The organism is Micromonospora sp. NPDC049529, assembly GCF_055586685.1.
In genome coordinates this window covers 1-23,207 of the sequence record NZ_JBVJHT010000014.1, presented here as the reverse complement: position 1 = coordinate 23,207, position 23,207 = coordinate 1, and the positions used below count along the sequence as shown (strand labels likewise).

The window sequence follows — 23,207 nt, the reverse complement described above, 5'->3', positions numbered from 1 at the left end:
CGACAGGCGCCGGATTACTCCCGCAGTTTGCCATTCTCGGAAAGTCGGCGCCCGCCGAGGTGATCGAAAGGCGGTACCGGCTCAGCCGGCCCTGGTTACCGCAGCCGGATCCCGAGCGACCTCCACCGCCCCGAAACGGACCGGCGCCGTGGCCGGACGGCCGTCCGGCACGTCCGCTGTCGGCCGGCCGCCGTCCGACGGCTGCGGCGGGCCGTCGGACGACTCACGCAGGAGGGCCGGCGTCCAGTCCTTGAGCCGCAGCGCCTGCTTCTCCACCAGGTGCCAGGAGAGCACCGCGAGTACGGCACTGATCAGGGAACTGACCACGAAGAAGCCGAAGACCCCGATCGCCTGCACCCCGGCCTTGGCCATCAACTGCTGCACGATGAACGAGTAGATGTAGATACCGTACGAGTAGTCGTTGGTCTGTCCGACCCGGTGCAGGGCTTTCGGCAACCGCACCGCGAGCCAGAGGATGACGTACGCGTAGGCGATCAGGCCCGGACCGAGGATGCCTCCGTTGAAGACGAACCAGCCCATGACCGCGAGCGCGAGCACGCCGAGTACGTCGTTGATCGGCAGGCGGTCGGCGTACAGCTCGGCGACGCCGCCGACGAGGAACATGAAGCCGTACCAGAGAAGGTAGTTCTTCTGGAGCGCGCCGAGCAGCGGCAGCGGACCGATGGCGCCGGTCATGGCGATCCCCTCACCACCGGCGGTCTGCTGGTAGTAGTTCCAGCAGAGAACCACGAGGACGGCCACCATCGCGAGCAGCGGGAGCCAGCGCAGCTGCCGGCGCAGGATGGTGAGCGCGGCCAGGACGGCCACCACGAGATAGCAGAAGATCTCGTACGCGAGGGTCCAGAGCGATCCGTTGATCGTGTTCCCGGCCTGCCAGTGCCAGTACGGTGTGTCCCCCACCAGCAGATCGGCGATGCCCAGCTGCCGCAGGCCGCCCCACCAGTTGTTCACCAGGTAGTCGACCACTCCGACGCCCGGGGTCCGCCACAGCCCGTCGAGCGTGCCGTGCCGGAGCTGGTACAGCACCGGGGCGACGACGAAGCCGGTGAACAGGAGGCAGGCCCACAGGCCGGGCCAGATTCGCAGGGCCCGGTGCCAGAGAAAACGGGGTACCGAGGTGCGGCGCCCACTGCGGGTGATGAGGAATCCGGAGACCAGGAAGAAACCGGACACCGCCAGGGCGCTCAGCTCGAACCGCTCCGTCAGCGGACGCGCGAAGCCGAGCGCGGCCGAGTGGGACAGCACCACGGCGAGCGCGAACACGAGCCGGAGAAACCCGAAACTGTTCGCCCGCCCGAGGTATGCCTTGCCCAACGGCACCGACATCGTTGATCGTCGCGCCGCGCGCCGGAGGAGAGGGAACAAGGAAGACCGCCCTAGCAAAAAGGAGTCTGAGGCAAGACAGCATCCCATAAACCGAAGAACGCGTACGGGGCCGGTCGGTCAGCCGGGACCGCCGGTGGGGACGCCCGGTTGGGTCGGCAGGGCCGGGGGCTCCGGGTCGGCCTGTGGCGGGCTCGCCTGCTTCAGCAACGCGCTCAGCGCCGCCCGGCGGACCACCACCAGGAGCCGGTCACCGGCATGGAGCCGCTGTTCCCGCGACGGGGACCAGAGCAGGTTCGCCTGCCCGGCCGGGGTCAGCCCGATCACCCGTACGCCGATGGCCTGGTCGACGTCGGCCAGTTTGTGGCCGACCAGCGGCGCCCCGGCGGCGATCGGGACCTCGGCCACCAGCAGCGCGTGCCGGCTGATCGGGATGGTCGCGATCATCTCGCGGTTGAGCAGGGCGGCGGCAAAGGACGGCGCGGCCAGGTAGGACACGCTCCGGGAGATGTTGATGTTGAACGCCCGCTGGATCCGGTCGGCGAAGTCCCCGTCGTAGAGGCGCAGCACGACCCGCAGGTCGGGCTTGGCCGCCCGAGCGTTCAACGCCGCCTGGAGGTTGGTGACGTCGTCGGTGGAGACCACCACCAGCGCCTGGCAGGTGGCCACCGACGCCGCCTCCAGGGTCTCCTCCCGAGCGCCGTCGCCGACGATCAGCGGGATGTTCAGCCGGCGGGCCACCGTCGCCCCGCGTGCCTGCGGGTCCTTGTCGACGGCGACCACCTCGATGCCGAGGTCGTGCAGCTGCCACATCACCCTGGTCCCGACGTTGCCGAGCCCGACCACCACCACGTGTCCCTTGCGGGGGCGGCGCAGCCGGCCGTCGTCGAGCGCCAACCGGGCGTTGACCATGCCGTCCACCACGGCGGCGGTGATCAGCGGGATCAGTGCCAGCCCGGCCAGGTTCAGCACCACCTGCATGGCCTGCGCCGACGCGGCCTTGCCGGGGTCCGGGTCGGCGCCGCTGATCGTCGTGACCAGCGCGACGTAGAGCGCCTCGGCGAGACTGAGGTGCTCGGCGCGGGCGAGCAGGAAGCCGAAGACCACGATCACCCCGAGCACCGCCAGGGTGGCGATGCCGATCTTGCGGGTGGCGAACGAGCGCAGCGCCCGCCACAGCACCGAGGTGGGGCGCTGCTGGCGACGCCGGGCCCGCTTGATCCGGCGCGCGGCGACCTCCGTACCGGGCGGTTGGCCGGTCGCCTCGGCCAGCACCAGGTCGGCCCGTGCCTCGTCGGCGGGCAGGATCCGTACGTGCCGGGGGTCGGTGGTGTCGGCCAGGCCGGCCACCACGTGCTCCGGGCGTACGTCGGCGCGCTGCGCCACCACCAGGGTCCGGCCCCGGTACCGGAAATGGGTCGGCGTCACCGCGCCGAGCGCCGCCGCGACGAAGGTGGGCGCGGCCATCGAGGCGTCGGAGAGGACCGCGCAGTCGGCGAAGAGCGGCCGTACGCTGTTGCCGAGCCCGGTGTTGAACATCCGCAGGACCAGCCGCAGCCCGGGTTCGACCTCCTGGGCGCAGAGCGCCGCGTGGATGTTCCCCACGTCGTCCTGGTGCATCAGGGCGAGCCCCTGCGCCCCGGCCACCCCGGCGGTCCGGAACGTCTCCTCGTCGAGCCGCTCCGCCGGAAGCACCCGTACGCCCCGGATCGCCCGGATGTCCGGGCCCTCCACCCGACGGCGCGGCGGAACGATCACGGTTACCCGTACCGACTCGGCCAGCAGCGCGTTGACCAGATGGATGGCCAGGGCGTCCTGGCCGCAGACAACATAGTGGGGACGGCCTTCGTTGGTCCGCAGCCCGTCGCGCAGCCGGGTCTCGACCGCACGCCGGGCCCGAAAACGCCACGGGTCCGCCATGCCCGGATCGTAGTCACCACGATCATCCCGCGCTGCCCGCCGAGCCGTGGTCCGGGTGGACGGTCCGGCCAGCGGCCACCTGCGGGCACTGGTCAGGGGTGGTGGAGTCGGATGCAGACGTTCCTGCCGTACCCGGACTTCGGTGCCAGTGCCCGGTCGCTGGACCCGTTGCGGCTGGGCAAGCAGCGGGTCGAGGCACTCCAGGTGCTGCGCGCGTTGACCTGGCCCCGGTACGGCTGGCGGCACCATCCGGCGGTGAAGATGTGGGCCGGGTACGAGGAGACGCTGGTCCGGTACGGGCTGGACGTCTGCGACGCGTGGTGCGCCACCGGTCGGGCCGACACCGTCGCCGACACCCTGATGGTGGACCTGACCGCCGCCTGCGGCATCGACCACGTACGTTCCCAGCCCGAGTTGGCCGACGCCGGTGAGATGCCGCCCTGGCTCGGTCGGGAGGACCTGCACCTGAGCCACCGGGCGTCGCTGCTGCGCAAGAACCCGGACTTCTACCGCCCGCTCTTCGGTGACCTCCCACCGGACCTGCCGTACGTCTGGCCACCGTCGGACCGCCCACCGGGCTGCCCGGCCCCGGACATCGGTTAGGAGGGGCGGGATGGAGCTGGCGCGAGACCTGGGTCGGCTGCTCGGCGTACACCCGGTCCGGATCGAACCCGACGGCGGTGCGGGCGGCACGGCCCGGGTACCCGACGGGGTGGACGCGCTGGTCGTCGGCGGTGGGATCGCCGGCATGTCGGCGGCGGTGGTGCTCGCCGAACGCGGCGTACGGGTGACCGTGCTGGAGGCCCGGCCGACGCTTGGCGGACGACTGGCGTCCTGGCCCGACCGGCTCGCCGACGGCAGCGCCCAGGTCGTCGACCACGGCTTCCACGCGTTCTTCCGGCAGTACTACAACTGGCGGTCGATCCTGCGCCGGGTCGACGCCGGCCTCGGTTTCCTGCGACCGGTGGCCGGATATCCGGTCCTGTCGGCGGACTGGCCGACCGAGGAGTTCGCCCGGCTGCCGACCGCGCCGCCGCTGAACCTGCTCACCCTGATCGCCCGCAGTCCCAGTCTGCGCCTGCGTGACCTGCGGACCATGGACGGGAACGCGGCGCTGCCGCTGCTGGCGTACCACCCCGTGCGCAGTTACGCCGAGCTGGACGGGACCACCGCGAAGGAGTTGCTCGACTCGCTGCGCCTGCCGGACCGGGCGCGGGCCATGCTCTTCGAGGTCTTCGCGCACTCGTTCTTCAACCACGAAAACGACATGTCGGCCGCCGAGCTGGTGGCGAACTTCCACTTCTACCTGCTCGGCAACCCGGAGGGGTTGGGCTTCGACGCGCCGGACCGGGACTACGAGTCGGCCATCTGGCGCCCGCTCGCCGCGTACCTGCGGCAACACGGCGGCCGGGTGCGGGTCGGCGAGCCGGTGACCCGGATCGGGCGCGACGGCACCGGCTGGCAGGTGTCCGGGGCGGCCGGCACGCGGCACCGGGCCGGGCTCCTGGTGCTCGCGGTCGACCCGCCGGCCCTGCGTACGCTGCTCGCCACCGCGCCGGAGCTCGCCGCCGAGGCGCCCCGGCTGGCGGAACAGGTCGCCGCGTTCGAGGCCGGACCGCCGTACGCGGTGGCGCGGTACTGGCTGGCCGGGGACGTCGCCCCGGACCGGGCCGTGTTCAGCGGGGTGTCCCGGCAGCCGACCCTCGACTCGGTGACGCTCTACCACCGGCTGGAGGCGGGGGCCCGGCGGTGGGCCGAGGAGACCGGCGGATCGGTGGTCGAACTGCACGCGTACGCCTGTCCGCCGGACCGGCCGGCGACCGAGGTGGCCGAGCGGATGCGCGCCGAGCTGGCCGGGCTCTGGCCGGAGGTGGCCGGTCTGCCGGTGGTCGAACTGCGCGCCCGGGTGGAACGGCAGGCGCCGTCGTTCCGGCCGGGAGGTCACGCCGCCCGCCCGACGGTGGTCACCGACGCCGACGGGCTGTTCCTGGCCGGTGACGGGATCCGGGCCGACCCGCCGAGCGCGTTGATGGAACGGGCCGCCGTCACCGGGATCCTGGCCGCGAACCAGATCCTGCGCCGGTACGGCACCGCACCCGAACCGATCTGGTCCGTACGCCCACGCGGTCTGCTCGCCCGCCGGTGACCCCAGACGCCGCGTCACGCCCCGGGGCGCGACGCCGACCGAATTCGCCGCCATCCCTGCGGCTGATCAAATTTACTGGCGGACGCGGGTGGACGCGAATACCGTTTAGCGCGTCAGGTTCTCCACCCGATCGAGGGGTCGACCATGAGGGCGTACGGCAACGGCACGATGCGGCGGTTCCGACCGCTCGTCGCCGCCGTGCTCCGCGCCGACCGGTCGGCCTGTTGGCACGTGTTCAGCGCGGAACACCGCTGGGGCAGGCTTCCCGGCTGACGTCGAACCGACTTCACGCCGTAGCCGCCCGCCCCGCAGACAGGGAATCCGGGCGGCTTTCTGTATCGGTCGCCCGAACCACGGGAGTAGTCGTCGGTCGATCAACGACCGGCGCCGGACAGGTCGGGCGATCGGCGGATCGCGGGTTGGGCCCGACGGATCATCGAATCGAAAGGAGGACCCGGTGGACGCGGTGCTCGTCATCAACGCCGACCTCGGCCCACTGCACAAGGTCAGCGTCCAACACGCGATCCGGATGCTCTGCCGCCGGGTCGCCGAGATCCACGAGGCCGAGCCGGACCGGCGGATCGGGGTCTTCCCGATGCCCCGGGTGGTTCGGTTGGTCCGGTACGTGGTGACCCGTTGGCGGTTCAGCTCCGGGCCGGCCTGGTCCCGCTCGGGGGTGCACCTGCGCGACGGCCAGCGGTGTGCGTACTGCGACGGGCGGGCGACCACCGTCGACCACGTCCTGCCCCGCTCGCGGGGTGGGCGGAACACGTGGAAGAACACGGTCGCGGCGTGTTACGGCTGCAACCAGCGCAAGGGTGACCGTACGCCGGCCGAGGCGGGCATGCCGCTGCGGCACGAGCCGACGGTTCCCGGCTGGGCGACGCTGGTACGCCTCTGACCGCCGTCGTTCCCGACCGCGACGAGGGCACGTTCCGTCAGCGTATATTGACGGCGTGTCGGACGAACCGCTCCGGGAACTGCTCGAACTGAGCACCGGCCCCGATCCGCTGGCGAGTCTGCGGGCCGCGGCCGAGTTGCGCCGTGGGGTCGAGCGGATGGAGGCGGTGCTCGTCCGCCGGGCCCGGGTCGGCGGTGCCTCCTGGGCCCAGGTGGCCGAAGCACTCGGCGTCTCGAAACAGGCCGCTCACCGCAAGTACGGCGGTGGCGGCCTGTTCCGTGCCGAACCGTGAGTACGGGTCAGCGCACGACGACGCGGCGGGGCCGGCGGGTCAGGGCGAACCCGACCACCCCGGCGACGGCGGCCAGTACGCCACCGACGGCGGTCCAGATCCACCGGGACGAGAAGCCGTCGAACCAACCGTCGAACCAACCGAAGAAGAAGCCTTCGTCCTCGTTCGCCGACTGGGCGCCGGGATCGGGGCTGGCACTCGGGTCCGGTGTGGCGGCGGTGCCGCCGGCCGGCACGATCGCACCGGGCTCGACCGCCGGTACGAGCGGCGTCTTCAGGTTCCCGTCCTCCGGCACGATGTTGTCGTCGTCGACCGCCCCGACCAGCAACTGCACCTGGATCGGCAGGCCGAGGTCCTGCTCGGGCAGGTTCGTGGTGGACAGCCGCACGTAGTAGGTGCCCGGCAGCGGGTCACCGGACCACGGCTCGGCCCACGCCCGGACCTGACGCAGGGTGCAGTTGAGCGCCACCGTCGTATCGGTGACCGCGACCGTCGGCGCCTGGGCCCCGGCGGTGCACGCCTGCCGGCGGCGCAGGCCGTCGAAGACGTCGACGGCCCAGGTGGACGGGCCGTGCCGGTCCGCCGTCGGGGGCAGGGTCACGCTGATCGCCACGTCGTTGGTCTGCCCGGCGGAGGCGGCGAAGGACCAGTAGAGGTAGTCGCCGGTCGAGCCGGCGACGTTGACCGGCTGACCGGCACCGATCCCGGTGGCGGTGAGGAACGAGGTGCCGGCCTTGGTCACGGTGACCGCGCCCGGTGAGGGCGTCGGCAGCGGCGAGCCGCCCGGTGCGGCCGACACCGCGCCGGCCGGCAACAGGATGCCGGCGGCCACGGCGACCGCCGTCACACCGAGCCGCGCCATCGTGGTCGTCCCGGTCCGGTCGGGGCGATTCGGTCGCCGGTGTCGGGCGAGTGCGGCGCGCATCAGTTCTCCCTCCAGGTGGCAACCCACCAGCGGGTCAGCCAGCCGGCGATCAGCCCGGTGAGCAGGCCGGCAACGGTCAGCAACAGCAGCAGCACCCAACCCCGGCCGAGACCGGGACTGTTCGGCGCGGGCGAGAAGTCGACCACGTCGATGGTCAGCTCGACCGGCATGCCGGGCACCTGCGCGGCGGCGGTGGGGCTGGAGAAGGAGTTGCTCACCACCAGGCAGACGGTGGGGGTCTCGGCGACCGTGACGGCCCCCTCCGTCGGGGCCTCGGTCGGCTCCTCGTCCGGTTCCGAGGCCGACCAGCGCAGGCCGGTGGAGAGCACATCCGTACGACCGCTGCCCGCGTCGGTGCCCCGGACCAGTTCCCGGCCGTCGGCGGCGGTGGCCCGCAGCAGTACGCCGTAGTCGCGGTTGAGCGGCCGGTCCAGGGCGATGCTCACCGAGGCACGCAGTTCCTGGTCGGCCCGGACCGGCACCCGGTAGTAACGGTGCTCGGAGAACTTCTCCCGGTCGGTGTAGACGCCGGGGCTCAGGATTGGCGCGTCGCCGCACCCGCCGGTGCCGGTGACCAGCGCCGGGGTCGCGGTATACGTGTCCTTCGCCCGGTCGACCAGTTGTTTGATCCGGCCGCTGAGCTGCTCGACGCTGTTCGCCGAGGTGTACGTCCCGCCGGTCGCGGCGGCGATGCAGACGAGTTGCTTGCGTACCTTCTCGTCCGGGGCCAGGCCGAGCGTGTCGACCACCAGGTGGGTGCCCTGGGCGGCGAGTTCGCGGGCGACCTCGCACGGGTCGGGCGGCGCGCAGGTGTCCTCGCCGTCGGTGATGAGCACGATCCGGCGGGTGGTCCCACCGGTGCCGAGGTCCTGGGCGGCGCCGCGCAGCGCGAGCCCGACCGGGGTGAATCCGGTGGGGCGCAGTCCGGCGATCGCGGCCTTGGCCTGTTCCCGGTTGACCGGGCCGACCGGCACGATCTGCTGGGTGTCCTGGCAGCCGATCTTCTTGTCGTCGCCGGGGTAGGTGGCGCCGAGCACCCGGATGCCGAGTTCCGTCTCGTCCGGGAGCGCGTCGACCACCTCGTGGAACGCCTCCTGCGCGACGGCGATCCGGGTCCGGCCGCCGATGTCGTTGGCCCGCATCGACCCGCTCACGTCGAGCACCAGCTCCACTTTGGGCGGTTCGGAGGTGGGTTCTTCGGCCGAGGCCGGTGGAATACCAAGTGGCGTAAGGGCGGCCAGTAGTCCTAAGAGGACCGCTATGGACCGTCTCATGATGATCACGCCGAGATCCTAGTGAGGACCGAATGGGCGATCTCAGTGGTATCGACCGAATCCGACAGCCGGTCACGGCCACCACAATCACCTGGTCACGGCCACCGCCACCACCGCAAAGGAGGTGCTCGGCCGGGAGTGGTGTGCCACGATCTGGCGATGGGACAGGAGTCGGGGTCGACCCCGGTACGCAAGTATCCGCGTACCCACCACCTGCCCGACTCTCCGGGCGCGACGAGCGACGACCGGATCGTGACCGACCTCGACGGGCTGACCGGCGAACTCGTGGTGACCGAGAAGATGGACGGCGGCAACGTCACCTTCACCCGCGACCTGATGTACGCCCGCTCGGTCGACTCGGGCACCCACCCCTGGGACCGCCCGACCAAGGCACTCTGGGCACGGGTGGCGCACGAGATCCCGTACGGCTGGCGGGTCTGCGGCGAGTCGATGTGGGCCCGGCGCAGCGTCGCGTACCCGGATCTGCCCGGTGTCTTCCTGGTCTTCGCCGTCTGGGACGCCGACCACACGCTGCGCGGCTGGACCGAGACCACCGAGTGGGCGGCGCTGCTCGACCTGCCGCTGGTGCCGGTGCTCTACCGTGGCACCGACCTGGCGAGGGCCCGCGCGGCCTGGTCGGCGCAGCGCGACGCGGACCGCTCCGAGGGCTTCGTGGTCCGCACCACCGCCCCGGTTCCGGAGGCCGAGTTCGGCCGCCGGGTCGCCAAATGGGTACGCCCCGGACACGTCCGCACGAACGCCGCCTGGCGCCACCGCGACGACTTCGCCGTCAACGGCTTCACCCGACCGGTCGCCGGCTGACCGCCGTCAGCGCCAGGTCCGGGACGGTCCGGGGCGGTCCCGTTCAGCCGGTGGCGGTGAAGCGGACCCGGAGTTTGTGCGACTGGACCATTTCGACCAGGCGCGGACTGCACACCACGGTCCGGTAGCGGGCGTCGCGAGCGATCAGGAACCGGTCGGCGTACTCCTCCCGGAAGAACGGCTCGGTCAGGATCGGCGGACCGTCGCCGGCCGCCGGCCGTTGCCGTGACCGGGCCTCGTCGATGAGCGGCAGCACGGTCCTCACCCGGGCCACCGAGAAATCGTCGTACTCGTCGTCCTCGCAGCGCACCACGCAACGGTGGAACTCCAGGTCCCGGTCCAACTCGGTGCGCAGCGCCGCGACGAACGCGGCCGAGAAGATCGGAATCCGTACGCTCGCCGTGAGGTAGTCCGCCGCCCGGACCAGCCGTGCCGGCAGCCCCTCCTGGGCCCGTGCCACGACGGTGGTGTGTTCGAGGAAACCGTCGTCGTCGCTGTTGTCGACGAAGTATGCCGTGAGCCTGGCGCTGGTGTCCGGACTCGGCTCCCCCGTTTTGGCCGAGACGAAGTCGAGCAGGCCGGGAACCCGGGCCAGCGTGGGCGAGGTGAGGTAGTGGTATGTCATGTCAGAACCGCTCGACAATCAGGCGGGCGGGGATCTTCGTACCGTTGGGGATGGCCGCGACCAACCGGTCGCGCAGTGGCCCGGAAAAGGCGAATTCGGCCTTCGGCAGGTCATGCATCCCCAAAGGCTACCCACCGATCCGCCGTGAAGCCCTGCCCCATCGATCTATGTTGGAAGGGCGCACGTGTTCGTACGTGCTCAATCAGGGCGTGAGTAGACCGTGCGGAAGGGGGACCCGTGAGCTCGCAGACGATCCCGCACGCCATCTGGACCCGGGTTGCCGGGACCGAGGTCGAGGCGTACCAGGACACCGGCGACGATGTCGTGCTCTTCGTCGACGACGCGGCCACCGAGATCACGGTGCCGATCGCGTCCGCGCTCAACCTCCGCTTCCGCGCCGCGCTGCGCCGGCTCAGCGACGAGGACGAGGTGTGGGGCAGGTGACGGGCGCGGAGCGGGCGTGGCCGCGTCGCGGCCACGCCCGGTTTCCTCAGAGGTTGCGTTGCTCCGGCAACTGGATGCACGGGTGGAACACGTGCCCGAACTTGTCGTTCCTGTTCGACTTGACCACTCGACCCCCGACCTCGACCGTGGCGCAGGCCCGGTTGCTGGTGTTGGCCTTCTGAGTCATTCCTGGAGGTCGTTGTCGCTCTTGGAGAACTCGCTCTTCCGGCCGATGACTGGTCTTGACCTTCGCGGGTTGGTGCCTTGCGCGCTGCCTGGGCGGTAACCGCACCCGCGCCGAGCATCGCGAGAATTCCGGCCAGGGCGAGAATCAGGGTCAGGGGACGTCGTTGTTGGCGACTCGTCGTGGTAACTCCTGAATGATTGGGTCGATCGGAGTCAACCGGTGTCCGAGCGGGGGTTCAACGGATCCGCCCGTCCCGGAAAGTACGGACCGGTCCGGCTCCGGCACGGCAGTTCGTGGGACAGTTCGGACGCCTGTACGGGACAGGCCCGTGGGCCTCCCGGACGGGGTTCCGGGAGGCCCACGATCACTGGGAAGGGTCGGTCAGCTGGCCCCACCCCGGGTGGTGATCTTGCCGGTGTACGTCGAGTCGATCCGGATCCACGAGGTGTAGGTGGTGCCGACCTCGATGAACTGAATCTTCCAGTCGCCGCCCACGTTCATCTTCTTGGTGCCGTTACTGATGTGCCCGCACCACTTCCGGTCCATGTCCCACACCCGGCCACCCTCGGAGCAGCTCACCCAGTTCGCCCAGACCTTCTTCTTCTTCGGGTCGTAGACGAACTTCGCCCGTACGATCAGTCGGCCCGCCGCGCACGCCGGCCCGCTCGGTTCCTCCAGCTTCGGCTTGGTGATGCCGTGGCACATGTTCGCCACCACGGTCTTCGTCTTCAGCTTCGGCTTTGCGCTGGTCGAGGTCGCGGCAAGGCCGACAGCCTTGAGATCCGCGGCGGAGGCGGTTGTCTCCGCCGACACCTGAAGGCTGGTGGTCGCCTTGCACGACTCGACGGCGGCACCGCCGCTCTTTGCCAGATCGGCACAGAGCTTCGCCGGCAGCTTCCGCTCGCTGGTGGTCTGGTATGCCCGGCTGCCGGCCGCACTCGCGTTGTTGGAGACGATCGCGATGACGCCCGCCAGTGCGATCACCACCGCACCCAGCATGGCTACCTGCGCCATTCGATTCTTAACCACGGAAAACATTTTTCCTCCTGTTGGAATTGCGCGGTGCTTTCGGTGCTTGCCGCGCCACCAACAGAAAACAGCATTCACCGGGAACAAAAAGGGTATCCGGCCGTATCGCATTGTCTCGAACAGCAGGACAGAGCAGAAAATGTTTACCAATGGCCATACGAATTCGGGGTGTACGGGTAACCGCGTACGTCCGGGCCGCCGGGACGGGACGGGACCGAGGGACGGCGCAGGACGGCCGGCGCGGGCGCGTGCGGCCCGGCGAGCGGGACCGCCGGGCGGGCGGTTGAGGAACGGTTGAGCCCCCGGCCGGGATCGAACCGGCGACATCCCGCTTACAAGGCGGGTGCTCTGGCCAGCTGAGCTACAGGGGCAGTGGTGCGGGCTCAGCATAGCCAGTGCGGTGCCGATCCGATCGCCGCCACGGTCGTCGGCGTCAAGTTCGGCACATTCGCGGTACCCATTGATGGCCTGCCGTGCCCTGATGCCCGAAATGTGAACCGGCCACGGCTTCCCGTACGCCAGTGACCTTGGCAGGTTGGGCCAGGCGGTTTACGGTGGCGTGACACGGGCGACACGCCAACCACCCCCAGTGGCCGTCGGCGCGTCACCCGGACCGGAGCGGCCCCCGCTCCGGCAGCTCCTTCACTCGGATCGTCCGGCACGTTCCTGCCGGTGAAAGGAAGCGCTTCACCATGGCTACGGTCACCTATTCCAAGGCCACCCGCATCTACGCGGGTACCGAACGCCCCGCGGTCGACCACCTCGACCTGGAGATCGGCGACGGCGAGTTCCTCGTCCTGGTCGGCCCCTCCGGCTGCGGTAAGTCCACCAGCCTGCGGATGCTCGCCGGCCTGGAGGACGTCGACGACGGCTCGATCTTCATCGACAGCCGGGACGTCACCCACCTGCCGCCGAAGGCCCGGGACATCGCGATGGTGTTCCAGAACTACGCGCTCTACCCGCACATGACGGTCTACGAGAACATGGCGTTCGCGCTGAAGCTCCGCAAGACCTCGAAGGCGGAGATCGACCGGCGGGTCAAGGAGGCGGCGGCGCTGCTCCAGCTCGACGACTACCTCAACCGCAAGCCGAAGGCGCTCTCCGGTGGTCAGCGCCAGCGGGTGGCGATGGGCCGGGCGATCGTCCGCGAGCCGCAGGTCTTCCTCATGGACGAGCCGCTGTCGAACCTCGACGCCAAGCTGCGGGTGCAGACCCGTACGCAGATCGCGTCGTTGCAGGCCAAGCTCGGCATCACCACGGTCTACGTCACCCACGACCAGGTCGAGGCGATGACCATGGGTCACCGGGTGGCGGTCATGCTCGACGGTGTGCTCCAGCAGGTCGACACCCCTCGGGCGCTCTACGACACCCCGTCGAACGTCTTCGTGGCCGGCTTCATGGGCTCCCCCGCGATGAACATCAAGACCGTGCCGCTGACCGAGTCCGGCGCGAACTTCGCCGAGCTGATCGTCCCGCTCACCCGCGAGCAGATCGAGGCGGCCAAGGCCGACGGCGGCAACGGCAACGTCACCGTGGGCTTCCGCCCCGAGGACTGCGACCTGGTCAGCCCGACCGAGGGCGGCCTGCCGGTGGTTGTCGAGCTGGTCGAGGACCTCGGCTCGGACGCCAACATCTACGGCACCGCCACGATCAACGGCACCTCGGAACGGTTCGTGGTGCGTACCGACCGGCGCACGATGCCGAACATGGGCGACACCGTCTACGTGAAGCCGCGTACCGGTAAGAACCACACCTTCCACGCCACCACCGGCGTGCGCATCTGAGGCAGCCCGACACAGGCGACAACACGAAGGGGCGGTCCGCTGACGCGGACCGCCCCTTCCTCGTACGCCCGACGAGCGGGCCGTCGGTCACGGGTAGATGGTGTTGAGTTCGACGTAGGTCTGGGTCTGGCTGGGCGTGGGGGTGGGCTTCGGCTTCGGCGACTCGCCGCCCGACGGCTTCTTCGGGTCGTTCTTCGGCTTGGTCGGCGAGATCCGCTTGGCCGTGTCCAGGTGCTGCTTGTAGTACGAGCTCAGCGCGACCTTCTTGACCTTGCCCGACCCGGACGAGGCGTGGACCATCTTGCCCTTACCCGCATAGATGCCCACGTGGTCGACGTTTCCGTCGTTGTTCCAGTCGAAGTAGAGCAGGTCGCCCTTCTGGAGGTTCTTGACCGAGACGGTCTTCCCCTTGTGCGACTGCGCCTCGGCGGTGGTACGGGCCAGGCTCGCCCCTGTCCCCTTGTACGCGTAGTGGACGAGACCGGAGCAGTCGAACGAGTTGGGTCCCTCGGCGCCCGGGACGTACCTGTCGCCGATCTGCTGCTCGGCTCGGCAGACCGCCCGCTCGCCCGCGGTGCCGCTGTTGCACGACTTGCCCGCGGCGCTGGCGAGGCTGCTTACTCCGAACAGGGCGCCACCGATCAGGAGCAGGGCGCAGAGGAGCTTGGCAAGGGACTGGAGTCCCGGCCGGGTCTCGGGGGTCAGGGTCGGTCGCACGGTGCCTCCTTCGGGGTCGTGCCGGTCTGGCCGGCGGCAGCCGGTTCCACCACACCGGGCTTGTTGCTCACGCCGGACGGGTCGATGCTGACGATCCTGTTGTCGATCACGTGGTCGTCGACGCAGTCGTCGGTCGCTTCGGGGGTCGACTCCTCACCGGTCCCCGGGTCGTCGCCGGTCGACTCGTCGGTCTCGGCGGTCTCGGCGCAATCCGCGCCACCGTCGGTCTCCGCGTCGCCCTCCGGCGTACCGGTGTCGCCACCGTCGCCGTCACCCTCCGGGGTGTCGGTGTCCGCGTCGCCCTCGGGGGTGTCGGTGTCCGCGTCGCCCTCGGGGGCGTCGGTGTCCGTGCCGTCCTCGGGAGTGCCGGTGTCCGTGCCGTCCTCGGGAGTGCCGGGGTCGGCGTCCGGGTCGGTCGGGCTGTTGTCCGGGTCGGAGCCGGCGCCGTCAGGCTCCGGCTCCGGCTCCGGCTGTGTTTCCGGCTGCGGGGCGGCGTCCGTGGGGGTGCCGCCGCCGCTCGTGGTGGTGGTCGTGGTGGTGGTTCCGTCGCTGTTGGTCACCGTCGTGGTGGTCGTGGTGACGCCATCGGAGGTGCTCGTCGTCGTCTCCCCCTCGGCGGGAGCCGAGCCGCCTTCCGGCTCGGTGGTGTCACCTTCGGGTGCGGTGCCGTCGCCCTCGGGCTCGGTCGTGTCTCCCTCGGGTTCAGTGCCGTCGCCCTCGGGCTCGGTCGTGTCTCCCTCGGGTTCAGTGCCGTCGCCCTCGGGCTCGGTCGTGTCGCCCTCGGGGGCGGTGCCGTCGCCCTCGGGGGTGTCCTCCTCCGGGGTGCCGCCCTCGGGTTCGGGGCACGATTCGGCGGCGTCCTGATCCGGCCTGGCCATCTTCACCTCGACCACCCTGGCCGACGAATCGGCGAGCACGGGACGTATCGCCAGATTGTTCAGTTGCTTGATCCGGCTCGCAGTCAACTCGACGAGCTTGAAGGTTTCGGACTTCTTCGACGACGGCACACCCGTCGCGATGATCACCTTGTTGCTTCCGGCGAAGATACCGACCCGGTCGGCGTCCTTTCCGGGCGAGTCGAAGTAGAGCAGGTCCCCGGCCATACGTTCCTTCACCGGAACCGTCCAGCCCATTTCCCCGGCCTTCTTCAGGCCGCCTGCGGCAGCCAGAGATTTGCCCGTCAGGCCCGCCTTACGGTACGCGTCGTAACCGATCCGGGCACATGCGACGAGCTTCGTCTGCTTCGTGTCCCAACTGCACTTCTTCTCCACCTGCACCTTGGCGTGGCACACCGCCTTCTTGTTGACGTTGCCGGTGCAGTTGGGCGCGGCACTGGCCAGGCTGGTGGTGAGTGCGATCGCCCCGCCGATCAGGGTTGTCGCGAGCAGCAGCGGCAACAGCTTGCGGATCCGTTTCATTATCGTCGTCCTCCAGAGCCCATCGAGCTGGCGAACACGCGGACACGGCCGGCTCGGCCCACGCGCGTGGAGACCAGTGCACCGCCTGGCGACGTGTCCTGTCTGGAATCGCGACGTACGGGAAAGTACGGACCACGACGACCCCACCGTCCCGTCCGGCCCCCGGCTGTCCCGCACCGGTGTGACGACGTACGTGCAGGCTGGACCGTCCCGTACGGGCCGGGGAGGTGGGTCCGCACTGTCCCGTACGGGGTTTCGCTTGGCTTGGTGGTGGCGCCGTCGTTGACTGTGACAGCCGGTTCGCCGACGGAAACAGGAACGTCGGTCCCGTCGCATTCCAGAATGGAGCGAGCAGATGAGAGCCGTACTGCGTAGGAACTTCGTGCCCCTCGCGCTCGGGTTCATCATGGTCACCTCGGCGCTCACCGCCGGTGCGACGGTGGCGAGCGCGGCCACCACCTACGACGAGACCTACACGATCGTCAAGGAGCTGTACTCACAGCCGGTGAAGCGTTGTATCCGGGTCACGCTCTGGGGCAACGTGAACTTCCAGCTGAAACAGCGGACACAGTTCGGCGGGATCATCGAATACGTCGGTCGCACGATCGAGAACACCACGATCGGTGCATCGATCCTGGACAGGTGTGGAGCCGGCGCCGAATCGGCTCGGCGATAGGCGAAGATCTACGACGGCGACGTGAGTCGGTGGGTCAGGGCGGTGTGCCGGCGACCGGTTCCGGCGGTACGGACCGCGATCGCGATCGCCTTGCGCGAACCGGCGAGCACGACGAGTTTCCGGGCTCGGGTGACCGCGGTGTAGAGCAGGTTGCGCTGCAACATGGTGTACGAACTCATCGTCACCGGAATCACCACCGCCGGATACTCACTGCCCTGCGACCGGTGCACGGTGATGGCGTACGCGTGTTGGAGCTCGTCCAGCTCGTCGAAGTCGTACGTCAGGTCCTCGTCCTCGTCGGTGCGGACGGTGAGTTGGCGGTCCTCGCCAATGAGCGCGGTGATGACGCCGACCGTGCCGTTGAAGACCCCGGCCTTTCCCTTGTCGTAGTTGTTGCGGATCTGGATCACCTTGTCGCCGACCCGGAACACCCTGGCCCCGTGCCGCCGCTCGGGCATCGACTCGCGGTGCGGGGCGAGCGCCTCCTGGAGAATCGTGTTGAGGTTGCCGGCGCCGGCCGGACCCCGGTGCATCGGGGTGAGCACCTGGATGTCCCGCGAGTGCAGTTTGAACTTGCGTGGGATGCGCCGGGCGACGATGTCGACCACGAGTTTGGCCGCGTCCTCCGGTTCGTCGACCGGGAAGAGGAAGAAGTCGGGGTAGTCGCCGATCGCGGGCGGCTGGCCGGCGTTGATCCGGTGCGCGTTGACCACCACGCCGGACTCCTGGGCCTGACGGAAGATCTTCGTCAGGCGTACCCGGGGGATGGCCTCGGCGCCGAGGACGTCGCGCAGCACCTCGCCCGCGCCGACCGACGGCAACTGGTCCACGTCGCCGACCAGCAGCAGGTGTGCGCCGGGGGCGACGGCCTTGACCAGCTTGTTGGCCAGGATCAGGTCGAGCATCGACGCCTCGTCGACCACGATCAGGTCGGCGTCGATCGGGTTGTCCCGGTCGTGGGTCGGTTCGCCGCCGGGGCGCAGTTGCAGCAGCCGGTGCACGGTCGCGGCCGGGTGCCCGGTCAGCTCGGTCATCCGTTTCGCGGCCCGGCCGGTCGGTGCGGCGAGCACGATCTTCGCCTGCTTCGCCGCCGCCAACGCGATGATCGACTTGACGGTGAAGGACTTGCCGCAGCCGGGTCCGCCGGTGAGGACGGCGACCTTCGCGGTCAGTGCGAGCCGCACCGCCCGTTCCTGTTCCTCGGCCAGGTCGGCCCCGGTCCGGGTACGCAACCAGGCGAGCGCCTTCGTCCAGTCCACCCCGGCGAACGCCGGCATCCGGTCGCTGCGATGGTTGAGTAGCCGGAGCAGGCTGTTGGCGAGCGCGGTCTCGGCCCGGTGGAACGGCACCAGGTACACGGCCGGGATGGTGGCACCCTCGGTGCTCGGGTTCGGCACCTGTTCGCGTACGACGCCCTCGTCGGCGGCGAGGGTGTCCAGGCAGGTTCGGACCAGGTCGGCGGGGACCTGGAGGATCTCGGTGGCGTCGGCGACCAGGTTCGGTTCGGGCAGGTAGCAGTGGCCGCTGTCGGTCGCCTCGGAGAGCGTGTACTGGATGCCGGCCTGGACCCGCTGCGGACTGTCGTGCGGGATGCCGACCGCCTGGGCGATGGTGTCGGCGGTCTTGAAGCCGATCCCCCACACGTCGGCCGCCAGCCGGTACGGCTCGTCGCGGACCACGGCGACGGAGGTGTCGCCGTACTTCTTGTAGATCCGTACGGCGAGCGAGGTGGAGACTCCGACACCCTGAAGGAAGATCATCACTTCCTTGATCGCCTTCTGTTCCTCCCACGCGGCGCCGATCATCGCCGTACGTTTCTTGCCGAGCCCGTGCACCTCGACCAGCCGACCCGGCTCCTCCTCGATGATCCGCAGGGTGTCCGCCCCGAACAGCTCCACGATCCGGGCCGCCATCTTCGGGCCGATCCCCTTGATCAGCCCGGAGCCGAGATACCGTTCGATGCCCTGGATCGTCGCCGGCAACACCGTCGTGTACGAGTGCACCTCGAACTGTCGCCCGTACTTCGGGTGCGAGCCCCACCGCCCGACCAGCCGCAGGCTCTCCCCCGGCTGTGCCCCGAGCAGCGCCCCGACCACGGTCAGGAGGTCGTTGCCGGACCGTTCGGTCGCCACCCGCGCGATCGTGTACCCGGTCTCCTCGTTGGCGTACGTGATCCGCTCCAGCACCGCGTCCAGCAGCACCGTCCCCGGCGGGCGACTCCCGGCACCGGCCGGAGCGGGTGGTACGCCGGTCCCGGTCGCGGTCAGACTCACCCGAACATCATGCCCGCACCGACGCCGCCCGATCCTGCGGTACGGGCTCAACGGCAGCCAGACGGCAATCCAATACTGGCGGAGTCCAACTAGCCGACCCTGTTCACTGGACCTGCAACGCCGGAGGAGGCGAAGGTGCGGCGCCTGGTCGCGCTGGCCATCGTCGTCTCTGCTCGATGTTCGGGACTGACCCGATTACCACATGGCTTGTCCAGGCCTGTCCTGGTGGTTGTACGGAACTGTCCCAGGACGACGGAATGCTTGCCGGAATCATTTCGTACAGGTGCACTGAAGGGCATGAGAACCCAATTGATTGCGGGCGGACTTCGCCCCAACACACGGAACGCAGTCATCGGCATCATCTCCCTACTTGGCGCGCTCACCGTTGTCCTCGCACTGGTTACCGGGGTAGGCGGCAGCGCCAACGCAGCGAAAGTTCGTGCCAACGCATCCGCCGAACTGTCCAGCAGCGAACTGAACCGGGTCGAGGAATCACGAGCCACTGCGGACTCCAACAAGGCCGCCGCCGCGAATAAGGCCGGACCATGCTCGGGGCACAACTGGAAGCGGTACAGCCCGCCCAAGAAGTTCGTGTGGCAGAAGACGTCGGGCTGGCTGTGGAGCAGCCGCAACTCAAAGCCCGGCGACACGTACGTGCAGTTCCGCTCCCTGGGCGGCGAGTACGTCTACAAGGAAATGAAGGACTGTAGCATCGTCCGCGGTCGACTGGCCGGTGCCACCTCCTACCACTACAAGCACTGCGGTGACATGCGTGCGTGCGAAACCACGGGCTGGAGGACGATCACGACGCGAGGAAACTGCGTCAAGGTCTACAACAAGATCATGGCGTACGACCCTGAGTACCGGAAGTGCTTCACGTACGCATCCTGATACATCTCGGATGCCGGGCCACTGAGCTGATGTCCGTGCCGAAGGCGAGTCGTCCAAGATGGGCTCGCTCGCCACAACACCGGTTGTTGCACACCCGCGAGGGGCGGCCACCCTCGTACGGCAGGCATGTCGAGATCCGGATCGACCGTGGGCCCGCCGACCGGCGAGACCGCTGTTCCAACGGCGGCCGCGCTACGTGATATCAGCTCTGTTGGCAGCAGTCGTTGCCGCCTGAACGCCCCCCAGGCGGCAACGACTGCTGTGGTTTACCACTCCAAGGGGATGTTGACCATGGCTGATCGCGCGCGTCTTGGCAAGACATCCCGCTGTCCCGTCCCGGTGCCGTCCTGTCGCCGAGGTGCTGTTCCGTCCATCCCGCTGTTCCGTCAGCTACGGAAATCGCTCCTTCCGGGTCGACCAGACCCGAACAGACCCATACAGCCCGAGCCTTCGCCGAACGCCCGGCAGCGGTTTAGCTGAAATGAGTCATTCGGGAGGTCCTCCTCGATGGATCGGCCCGGATCAGATCGCTCGCTTGTCGACTCTGACCAGACACCGTAAGGGAGTCACCCATGCAATTGGTACGACGACACCTGCTCACCGCGAAGGTGGTGCCACTCGCCCTGGCCACCGCCGTCGTCGGCGCACTCATCGCCGGCACCGCCGTGCTCGCATCGGCCGCCAAGTCCACCGCAACCCAGTCCAATCGCGTGATGACCTGGAACATCCACGTCGGGAAGGACGGTGGACCGGCGGAGAAGGCAAAGGAGATCGCCCGGTTCAAGCCACAGGTTCTCGGCATGCAGGAAGCCTGCCGGGAGGACGTCAAGAAGACGGTCGCGATCCTGAAGACCAAATACAAACTCAATTACCACATCGCGTACGGCACGGTGAGGAACGACCGGGCCAACTGCGGACTGTTCGGCGGGAACGCGTTCGGGCAGGCAATCATATCGGCGGCGCCGATAACGAATAGGGGCAACACGCTCTACGCCAAGGGCGGCACCGAGGCTCGGGGTTACATGTGGGTGGAGACCACGGTCAACCGCAAGAAGACCCGGGTGTACAACACCCATCTGTCCGAGCACGGCCAGGGCACACTCCGGGCCGCACAGGTCCGCACCCTGGTCGAGGTGGCGAGACAGCACGCGGGATCCATCGTGCTCGGTGACTTCAACGCACAGCCGCACCTGTCGGAGATCCGGCCCATGTGGGCGTACTACCGCGACGCCGATCCCAACTGTGGCACCAAGGAAAACCCCGCGTGCAAGGCAACCGCGGACGCGGGTCCCCCACGCAAGAAGTTCGACTACATCTTTCTCCGGAAGAACATGACCCCGCGCGGCGTGACCGTCGTCAACTCGCCGTACTCCGACCACGACATCGTCTACACCGACCTGAGGTAGCAGCCGGACCCGCCTGAGCATCGGGAAGGGCCCGTTCGCGCAGCGGGCCCTTCCCGACACATTCGTGAACTAGATCCGGCCGGTTCCCGCTCCGGCGGTCACCGCCGCGATCACCGACGAGGTCGGGTCGAGCGAGTACGCGAATGGCGGGGTGGTGAGGCTGCCGACCTGGGTGATGTTGTTGACGCCGCCACCGAGGTCGTTGCCACGACCGACTGCGTACGCGTCCTGGACCGTGTCGGCGTACGCGAATCCGCCGCCGAGCGCGACGGACAGTGCGATGGCGGTGCCGGCCGCGGTGGCGACCAAGCCGCCCCGCCGGAATCGGGATCGATTTTTTCGTGGCCCTCCAGCCAGATGTGCCGCAGGGGCCCCGCCGGACCGGATGACCGGAGGAGCCCCAACGAACCGTGTGTCAGAGACCGAACCGTGCGTCAGAGGCCGATCCGGCCGGTGCCGGCGCCCGAGGTGACGATGGACTTGACGCTGCTCGCCGTGTCGAGCTGGTACGAGTACGGAATGCTGGCGACACTGCCGCCGGCCTGGCCGGTGCCGGAGTTCACGAAGTGGTTGTTCCGGGCGACCAGGGTGCCGGGGCCGGAGGCGGCCTCACCCAGGTGGTACGGGTCCGGCACGTTCTCGAAGAAGTTGCCCTCGACGAGCACGCCGGCCCCCTCGGTGGAGGCGACGCCGTAGCCGCTGTTGTTGCTGTAGTAGTTGTTGTAGACGTGCACCGGGTTGGCGAACCGGACCCGGGGGTTGCGCTGGGTGGTGCCGTCGAACCAGTTGTGGTGGTAGCTGACGCGCAGGTGGCCGATGTCCTGGCCGCCGTTGTCGTCACTGTGGCCGAGCAGCATGTTCTTGTCGTGGCCGTAGACCCTGTTCCAGGAGACGGTGACGAAGTCGGAGCCGCGCTTGATGTCGACGGCGCCGTCGTACCCGTCGGTGAAGCTGTTGTGGTCGACCCAGATGTTCGTGGCCGACTGCTCGATGTTGATCCCGTCGTCGTCCCAACCCCGGAAGTTCAGGTTGCGGATGATGACGTTGCGGTCGCCGTTGATGGTGAAGCCGCAGCCGTTGATGGTGGCACCCGAACCGACCCCGAGGATGGTCTTGTTCGACCGGACCCGGAGCATGCCGGAGCAGGAGATGGTGCCGGAGACCCGGATCACCGCCGCGCTGCTGGAGCCGAGCGCGCTGGTCAACGCACCCGCGTCGGAGACCGTGATCGGGGAGGCGCTGCCGCCGCCGGAGGTGCCGCCGTTCTGGGTGGCCCAGCCGACCAGCCCGGTCTGCGGCGGCAGGGTCGGACCGGTGGTCGGCGGGGTGGTCGGCGGGTTCGTCGGGTTCGACGTCGGCGGGGTGGTCGGCGGGGTGCTGCCACCGCTGTCCACCGAGATGTCGTCGAAGACCGCGCTGGCGTACGTGGTGACCAGGGCGATCCGGCCGGCGCCCTGGGCGCTGTTGCTGCCGGAACCGATCTGGCTGCCGTTGACGAAGCCACGGATGGTGCTGCCGCTCGCCTCCAGGCGCAGGGTGTACCAGGTGCCGGCCGAGACCGAAACGGCGGCCGAGCCGATCACCGTGACCGCGCCGCCGTTGACCACCTGGAGTTCGGCGCGGCCGTTGTTGACCAGCGCCAACCGGTACATTTTCGTGGCGCTGTTGGACCGGGAGGCGATGGCGACGATCCGGTTCGCGCCGTTGAACGCCAACGGCTTGACCCGCGCCTGCACCTGGTAGTCGGTCCAACTCGTCTGGCCGGCGAAGGCGCGGGCGAGTTCGCTGCCGGTGTTGCCCTGCTGGTAGGCGCCGCTGCCGTCGGTCACCACCGACCAGTCGCCGCCGGACTTCGACCAGCCGTCGGCGTTGCCGTCGTCGAAGTCGTCCGCGAACAGGGTCGCGGCCTGGGCGGCGGTGGTGAGGCCGACGGTGAGTGCCACCGCGACACCGGCCGCGCCGAGCGCGACCAGCAGGCCACGGCGGTGGGTGCTCGTTCTTCTCACTGTGTGCACGTTCCCTCCGGGGATGGGGCGGGGGGGGGGGGGGGGGGGGGGGGGGGGGGGGGGGGGGGGGGGGGGGGGGGGGGGGGGGGGGGGGGGGGGGGGCGGGGGGGGGGTGGGGGGGGGGGGG

Annotated in this window: 23 protein-coding genes and 1 tRNA gene; 11 read left to right on the top strand and 13 right to left on the bottom strand. The window is 69.4% G+C overall.

The window, feature by feature from the left end:
* Nucleotides 1-81: 81 nt before the first annotated feature.
* Together ACZ6QQ_RS24285 and ACZ6QQ_RS24280 are read right to left on the bottom strand one after the other, a co-directional pair.
* Nucleotides 82-1,347, bottom strand: coding sequence for an acyltransferase family protein (locus tag ACZ6QQ_RS24285; protein WP_465879320.1), 1,266 nt, complete (start codon nt 1,345-1,347; stop codon nt 82-84).
* A gap of 117 nt (nt 1,348-1,464) precedes the next feature.
* Nucleotides 1,465-3,264: an NAD-binding protein gene (locus ACZ6QQ_RS24280; RefSeq protein ID WP_465879318.1), complete on the bottom strand. Its 1,800-nt coding sequence runs from the start codon at nt 3,262-3,264 to the stop codon at nt 1,465-1,467.
* Between the two features lie 111 nt (nt 3,265-3,375).
* Here ACZ6QQ_RS24280 and ACZ6QQ_RS24275 point away from each other — a divergent pair, with 111 nt between their 5' ends.
* The 5 genes from ACZ6QQ_RS24275 (at nt 3,376) to ACZ6QQ_RS24255 (ending at nt 6,603) form a co-directional block, all read left to right on the top strand.
* Nucleotides 3,376-3,867: an MSMEG_6728 family protein gene (locus ACZ6QQ_RS24275; RefSeq protein ID WP_465879316.1), complete on the top strand. Its 492-nt coding sequence runs from the start codon at nt 3,376-3,378 to the stop codon at nt 3,865-3,867.
* 10 nt (nt 3,868-3,877) lie between these two features.
* The gene (locus tag ACZ6QQ_RS24270; RefSeq protein ID WP_465879315.1) at nt 3,878-5,410 is read left to right on the top strand and encodes a hydroxysqualene dehydroxylase; all 1,533 of its coding nucleotides are present in this window, start codon (nt 3,878-3,880) and stop codon (nt 5,408-5,410) included.
* 144 nt (nt 5,411-5,554) lie between these two features.
* Complete coding sequence (locus tag ACZ6QQ_RS24265) at nt 5,555-5,683, top strand: hypothetical protein (RefSeq protein WP_465879314.1); 129 nt, start codon at nt 5,555-5,557, stop codon at nt 5,681-5,683.
* A 184-nt stretch (nt 5,684-5,867) separates the two neighbouring features.
* The gene (locus ACZ6QQ_RS24260; RefSeq protein ID WP_465879313.1) at nt 5,868-6,311 is read left to right on the top strand and encodes an HNH endonuclease; all 444 of its coding nucleotides are present in this window, start codon (nt 5,868-5,870) and stop codon (nt 6,309-6,311) included.
* Nucleotides 6,312-6,366: 55 nt separating this feature from the next.
* Complete coding sequence (locus tag ACZ6QQ_RS24255; protein WP_465879311.1) at nt 6,367-6,603, top strand: RNA polymerase subunit sigma-70; 237 nt, start codon at nt 6,367-6,369, stop codon at nt 6,601-6,603.
* A 7-nt stretch (nt 6,604-6,610) separates the two neighbouring features.
* Here ACZ6QQ_RS24255 and ACZ6QQ_RS24250 read toward each other — a convergent pair whose 3' ends face one another.
* Nucleotides 6,611-7,465: a peptidase gene (locus ACZ6QQ_RS24250; RefSeq protein ID WP_465879554.1), complete on the bottom strand. Its 855-nt coding sequence runs from the start codon at nt 7,463-7,465 to the stop codon at nt 6,611-6,613.
* A 62-nt stretch (nt 7,466-7,527) separates the two neighbouring features.
* A complete protein-coding gene (locus ACZ6QQ_RS24245) occupies nt 7,528-8,811 on the bottom strand; it encodes a VWA domain-containing protein (protein ID WP_465879310.1) in 1,284 nt (427 codons plus the stop codon).
* 150 nt (nt 8,812-8,961) lie between these two features.
* Between ACZ6QQ_RS24245 and ACZ6QQ_RS24240 the strand changes: the two genes are divergently transcribed.
* Nucleotides 8,962-9,624 (top strand): RNA ligase family protein, encoded by a 663-nt coding sequence (locus ACZ6QQ_RS24240; RefSeq protein WP_465879308.1) that lies wholly within the window; start codon nt 8,962-8,964, stop codon nt 9,622-9,624.
* Nucleotides 9,625-9,667: 43 nt separating this feature from the next.
* On the opposite strand, the gene ACZ6QQ_RS24235 is transcribed toward ACZ6QQ_RS24240, so the two are convergent.
* Nucleotides 9,668-10,249 (bottom strand): hypothetical protein, encoded by a 582-nt coding sequence (locus ACZ6QQ_RS24235; RefSeq protein WP_465879306.1) that lies wholly within the window; start codon nt 10,247-10,249, stop codon nt 9,668-9,670.
* A gap of 237 nt (nt 10,250-10,486) precedes the next feature.
* Between ACZ6QQ_RS24235 and ACZ6QQ_RS24230 the strand changes: the two genes are divergently transcribed.
* The gene (locus ACZ6QQ_RS24230; RefSeq protein WP_465879305.1) at nt 10,487-10,693 is read left to right on the top strand and encodes a hypothetical protein; all 207 of its coding nucleotides are present in this window, start codon (nt 10,487-10,489) and stop codon (nt 10,691-10,693) included.
* Between the two features lie 46 nt (nt 10,694-10,739).
* Here the strand turns inward: ACZ6QQ_RS24230 and ACZ6QQ_RS24225 are convergent, their stop codons facing one another.
* From ACZ6QQ_RS24225 to ACZ6QQ_RS24215, 3 genes are all read right to left on the bottom strand, one after another.
* Nucleotides 10,740-10,880 carry a hypothetical protein gene (locus tag ACZ6QQ_RS24225; protein WP_465879303.1) on the bottom strand — a complete coding sequence of 47 codons (141 nt, stop codon included), beginning with the start codon at nt 10,878-10,880 and terminating at the stop codon, nt 10,740-10,742.
* Nucleotides 10,881-11,261: 381 nt separating this feature from the next.
* Nucleotides 11,262-11,918, bottom strand: a complete 657-nt coding sequence (locus tag ACZ6QQ_RS24220) for a hypothetical protein (RefSeq protein WP_465879302.1) — start codon at nt 11,916-11,918, stop codon at nt 11,262-11,264.
* A gap of 288 nt (nt 11,919-12,206) precedes the next feature.
* Nucleotides 12,207-12,280: transfer RNA gene (locus tag ACZ6QQ_RS24215), tRNA-Thr, on the bottom strand.
* A gap of 321 nt (nt 12,281-12,601) precedes the next feature.
* Here ACZ6QQ_RS24215 and ACZ6QQ_RS24210 point away from each other — a divergent pair.
* Complete coding sequence (locus tag ACZ6QQ_RS24210; protein ID WP_465879300.1) at nt 12,602-13,693, top strand: ABC transporter ATP-binding protein; 1,092 nt, start codon at nt 12,602-12,604, stop codon at nt 13,691-13,693.
* A gap of 87 nt (nt 13,694-13,780) precedes the next feature.
* On the opposite strand, the gene ACZ6QQ_RS24205 is transcribed toward ACZ6QQ_RS24210, so the two are convergent.
* A complete protein-coding gene (locus ACZ6QQ_RS24205; RefSeq protein ID WP_465879299.1) occupies nt 13,781-14,410 on the bottom strand; it encodes a C40 family peptidase in 630 nt (209 codons plus the stop codon).
* Entirely contained in the window at nt 14,395-15,828 is a 1,434-nt protein-coding gene (locus ACZ6QQ_RS24200) for a hypothetical protein (protein ID WP_465879297.1), read from the bottom strand. Before ACZ6QQ_RS24200 ends, ACZ6QQ_RS24205 begins: the two co-directional genes overlap by 16 nt.
* A 355-nt stretch (nt 15,829-16,183) precedes the next feature.
* Between ACZ6QQ_RS24200 and ACZ6QQ_RS24195 the strand changes: the two genes are divergently transcribed.
* A complete protein-coding gene (locus tag ACZ6QQ_RS24195; protein WP_465879296.1) occupies nt 16,184-16,504 on the top strand; it encodes a hypothetical protein in 321 nt (106 codons plus the stop codon).
* An 8-nt stretch (nt 16,505-16,512) separates the two neighbouring features.
* Here the strand turns inward: ACZ6QQ_RS24195 and recD2 are convergent, their stop codons facing one another.
* Nucleotides 16,513-18,705, bottom strand: a complete 2,193-nt coding sequence (recD2, locus tag ACZ6QQ_RS24190) for an SF1B family DNA helicase RecD2 (protein ID WP_465879552.1) — start codon at nt 18,703-18,705, stop codon at nt 16,513-16,515.
* 369 nt (nt 18,706-19,074) lie between these two features.
* On the opposite strand from recD2, the gene ACZ6QQ_RS24185 reads away from it, so the two are divergent.
* Both ACZ6QQ_RS24185 and ACZ6QQ_RS24180 read left to right on the top strand, forming a co-directional pair.
* Nucleotides 19,075-19,668, top strand: coding sequence for a hypothetical protein (locus ACZ6QQ_RS24185; RefSeq protein WP_465879294.1), 594 nt, complete (start codon nt 19,075-19,077; stop codon nt 19,666-19,668).
* Between the two features lie 572 nt (nt 19,669-20,240).
* Nucleotides 20,241-21,074: an endonuclease/exonuclease/phosphatase family protein gene (locus tag ACZ6QQ_RS24180; protein WP_465879292.1), complete on the top strand. Its 834-nt coding sequence runs from the start codon at nt 20,241-20,243 to the stop codon at nt 21,072-21,074.
* 69 nt (nt 21,075-21,143) lie between these two features.
* Here ACZ6QQ_RS24180 and ACZ6QQ_RS24175 read toward each other — a convergent pair whose 3' ends face one another.
* Nucleotides 21,144-21,383, bottom strand: coding sequence for a hypothetical protein (locus tag ACZ6QQ_RS24175; protein ID WP_465879291.1), 240 nt, complete (start codon nt 21,381-21,383; stop codon nt 21,144-21,146).
* A 125-nt stretch (nt 21,384-21,508) separates the two neighbouring features.
* Nucleotides 21,509-23,080, bottom strand: a complete 1,572-nt coding sequence (locus tag ACZ6QQ_RS24170; protein ID WP_465879289.1) for a pectate lyase family protein — start codon at nt 23,078-23,080, stop codon at nt 21,509-21,511.
* Nucleotides 23,081-23,207: the final 127 nt, after the last annotated feature.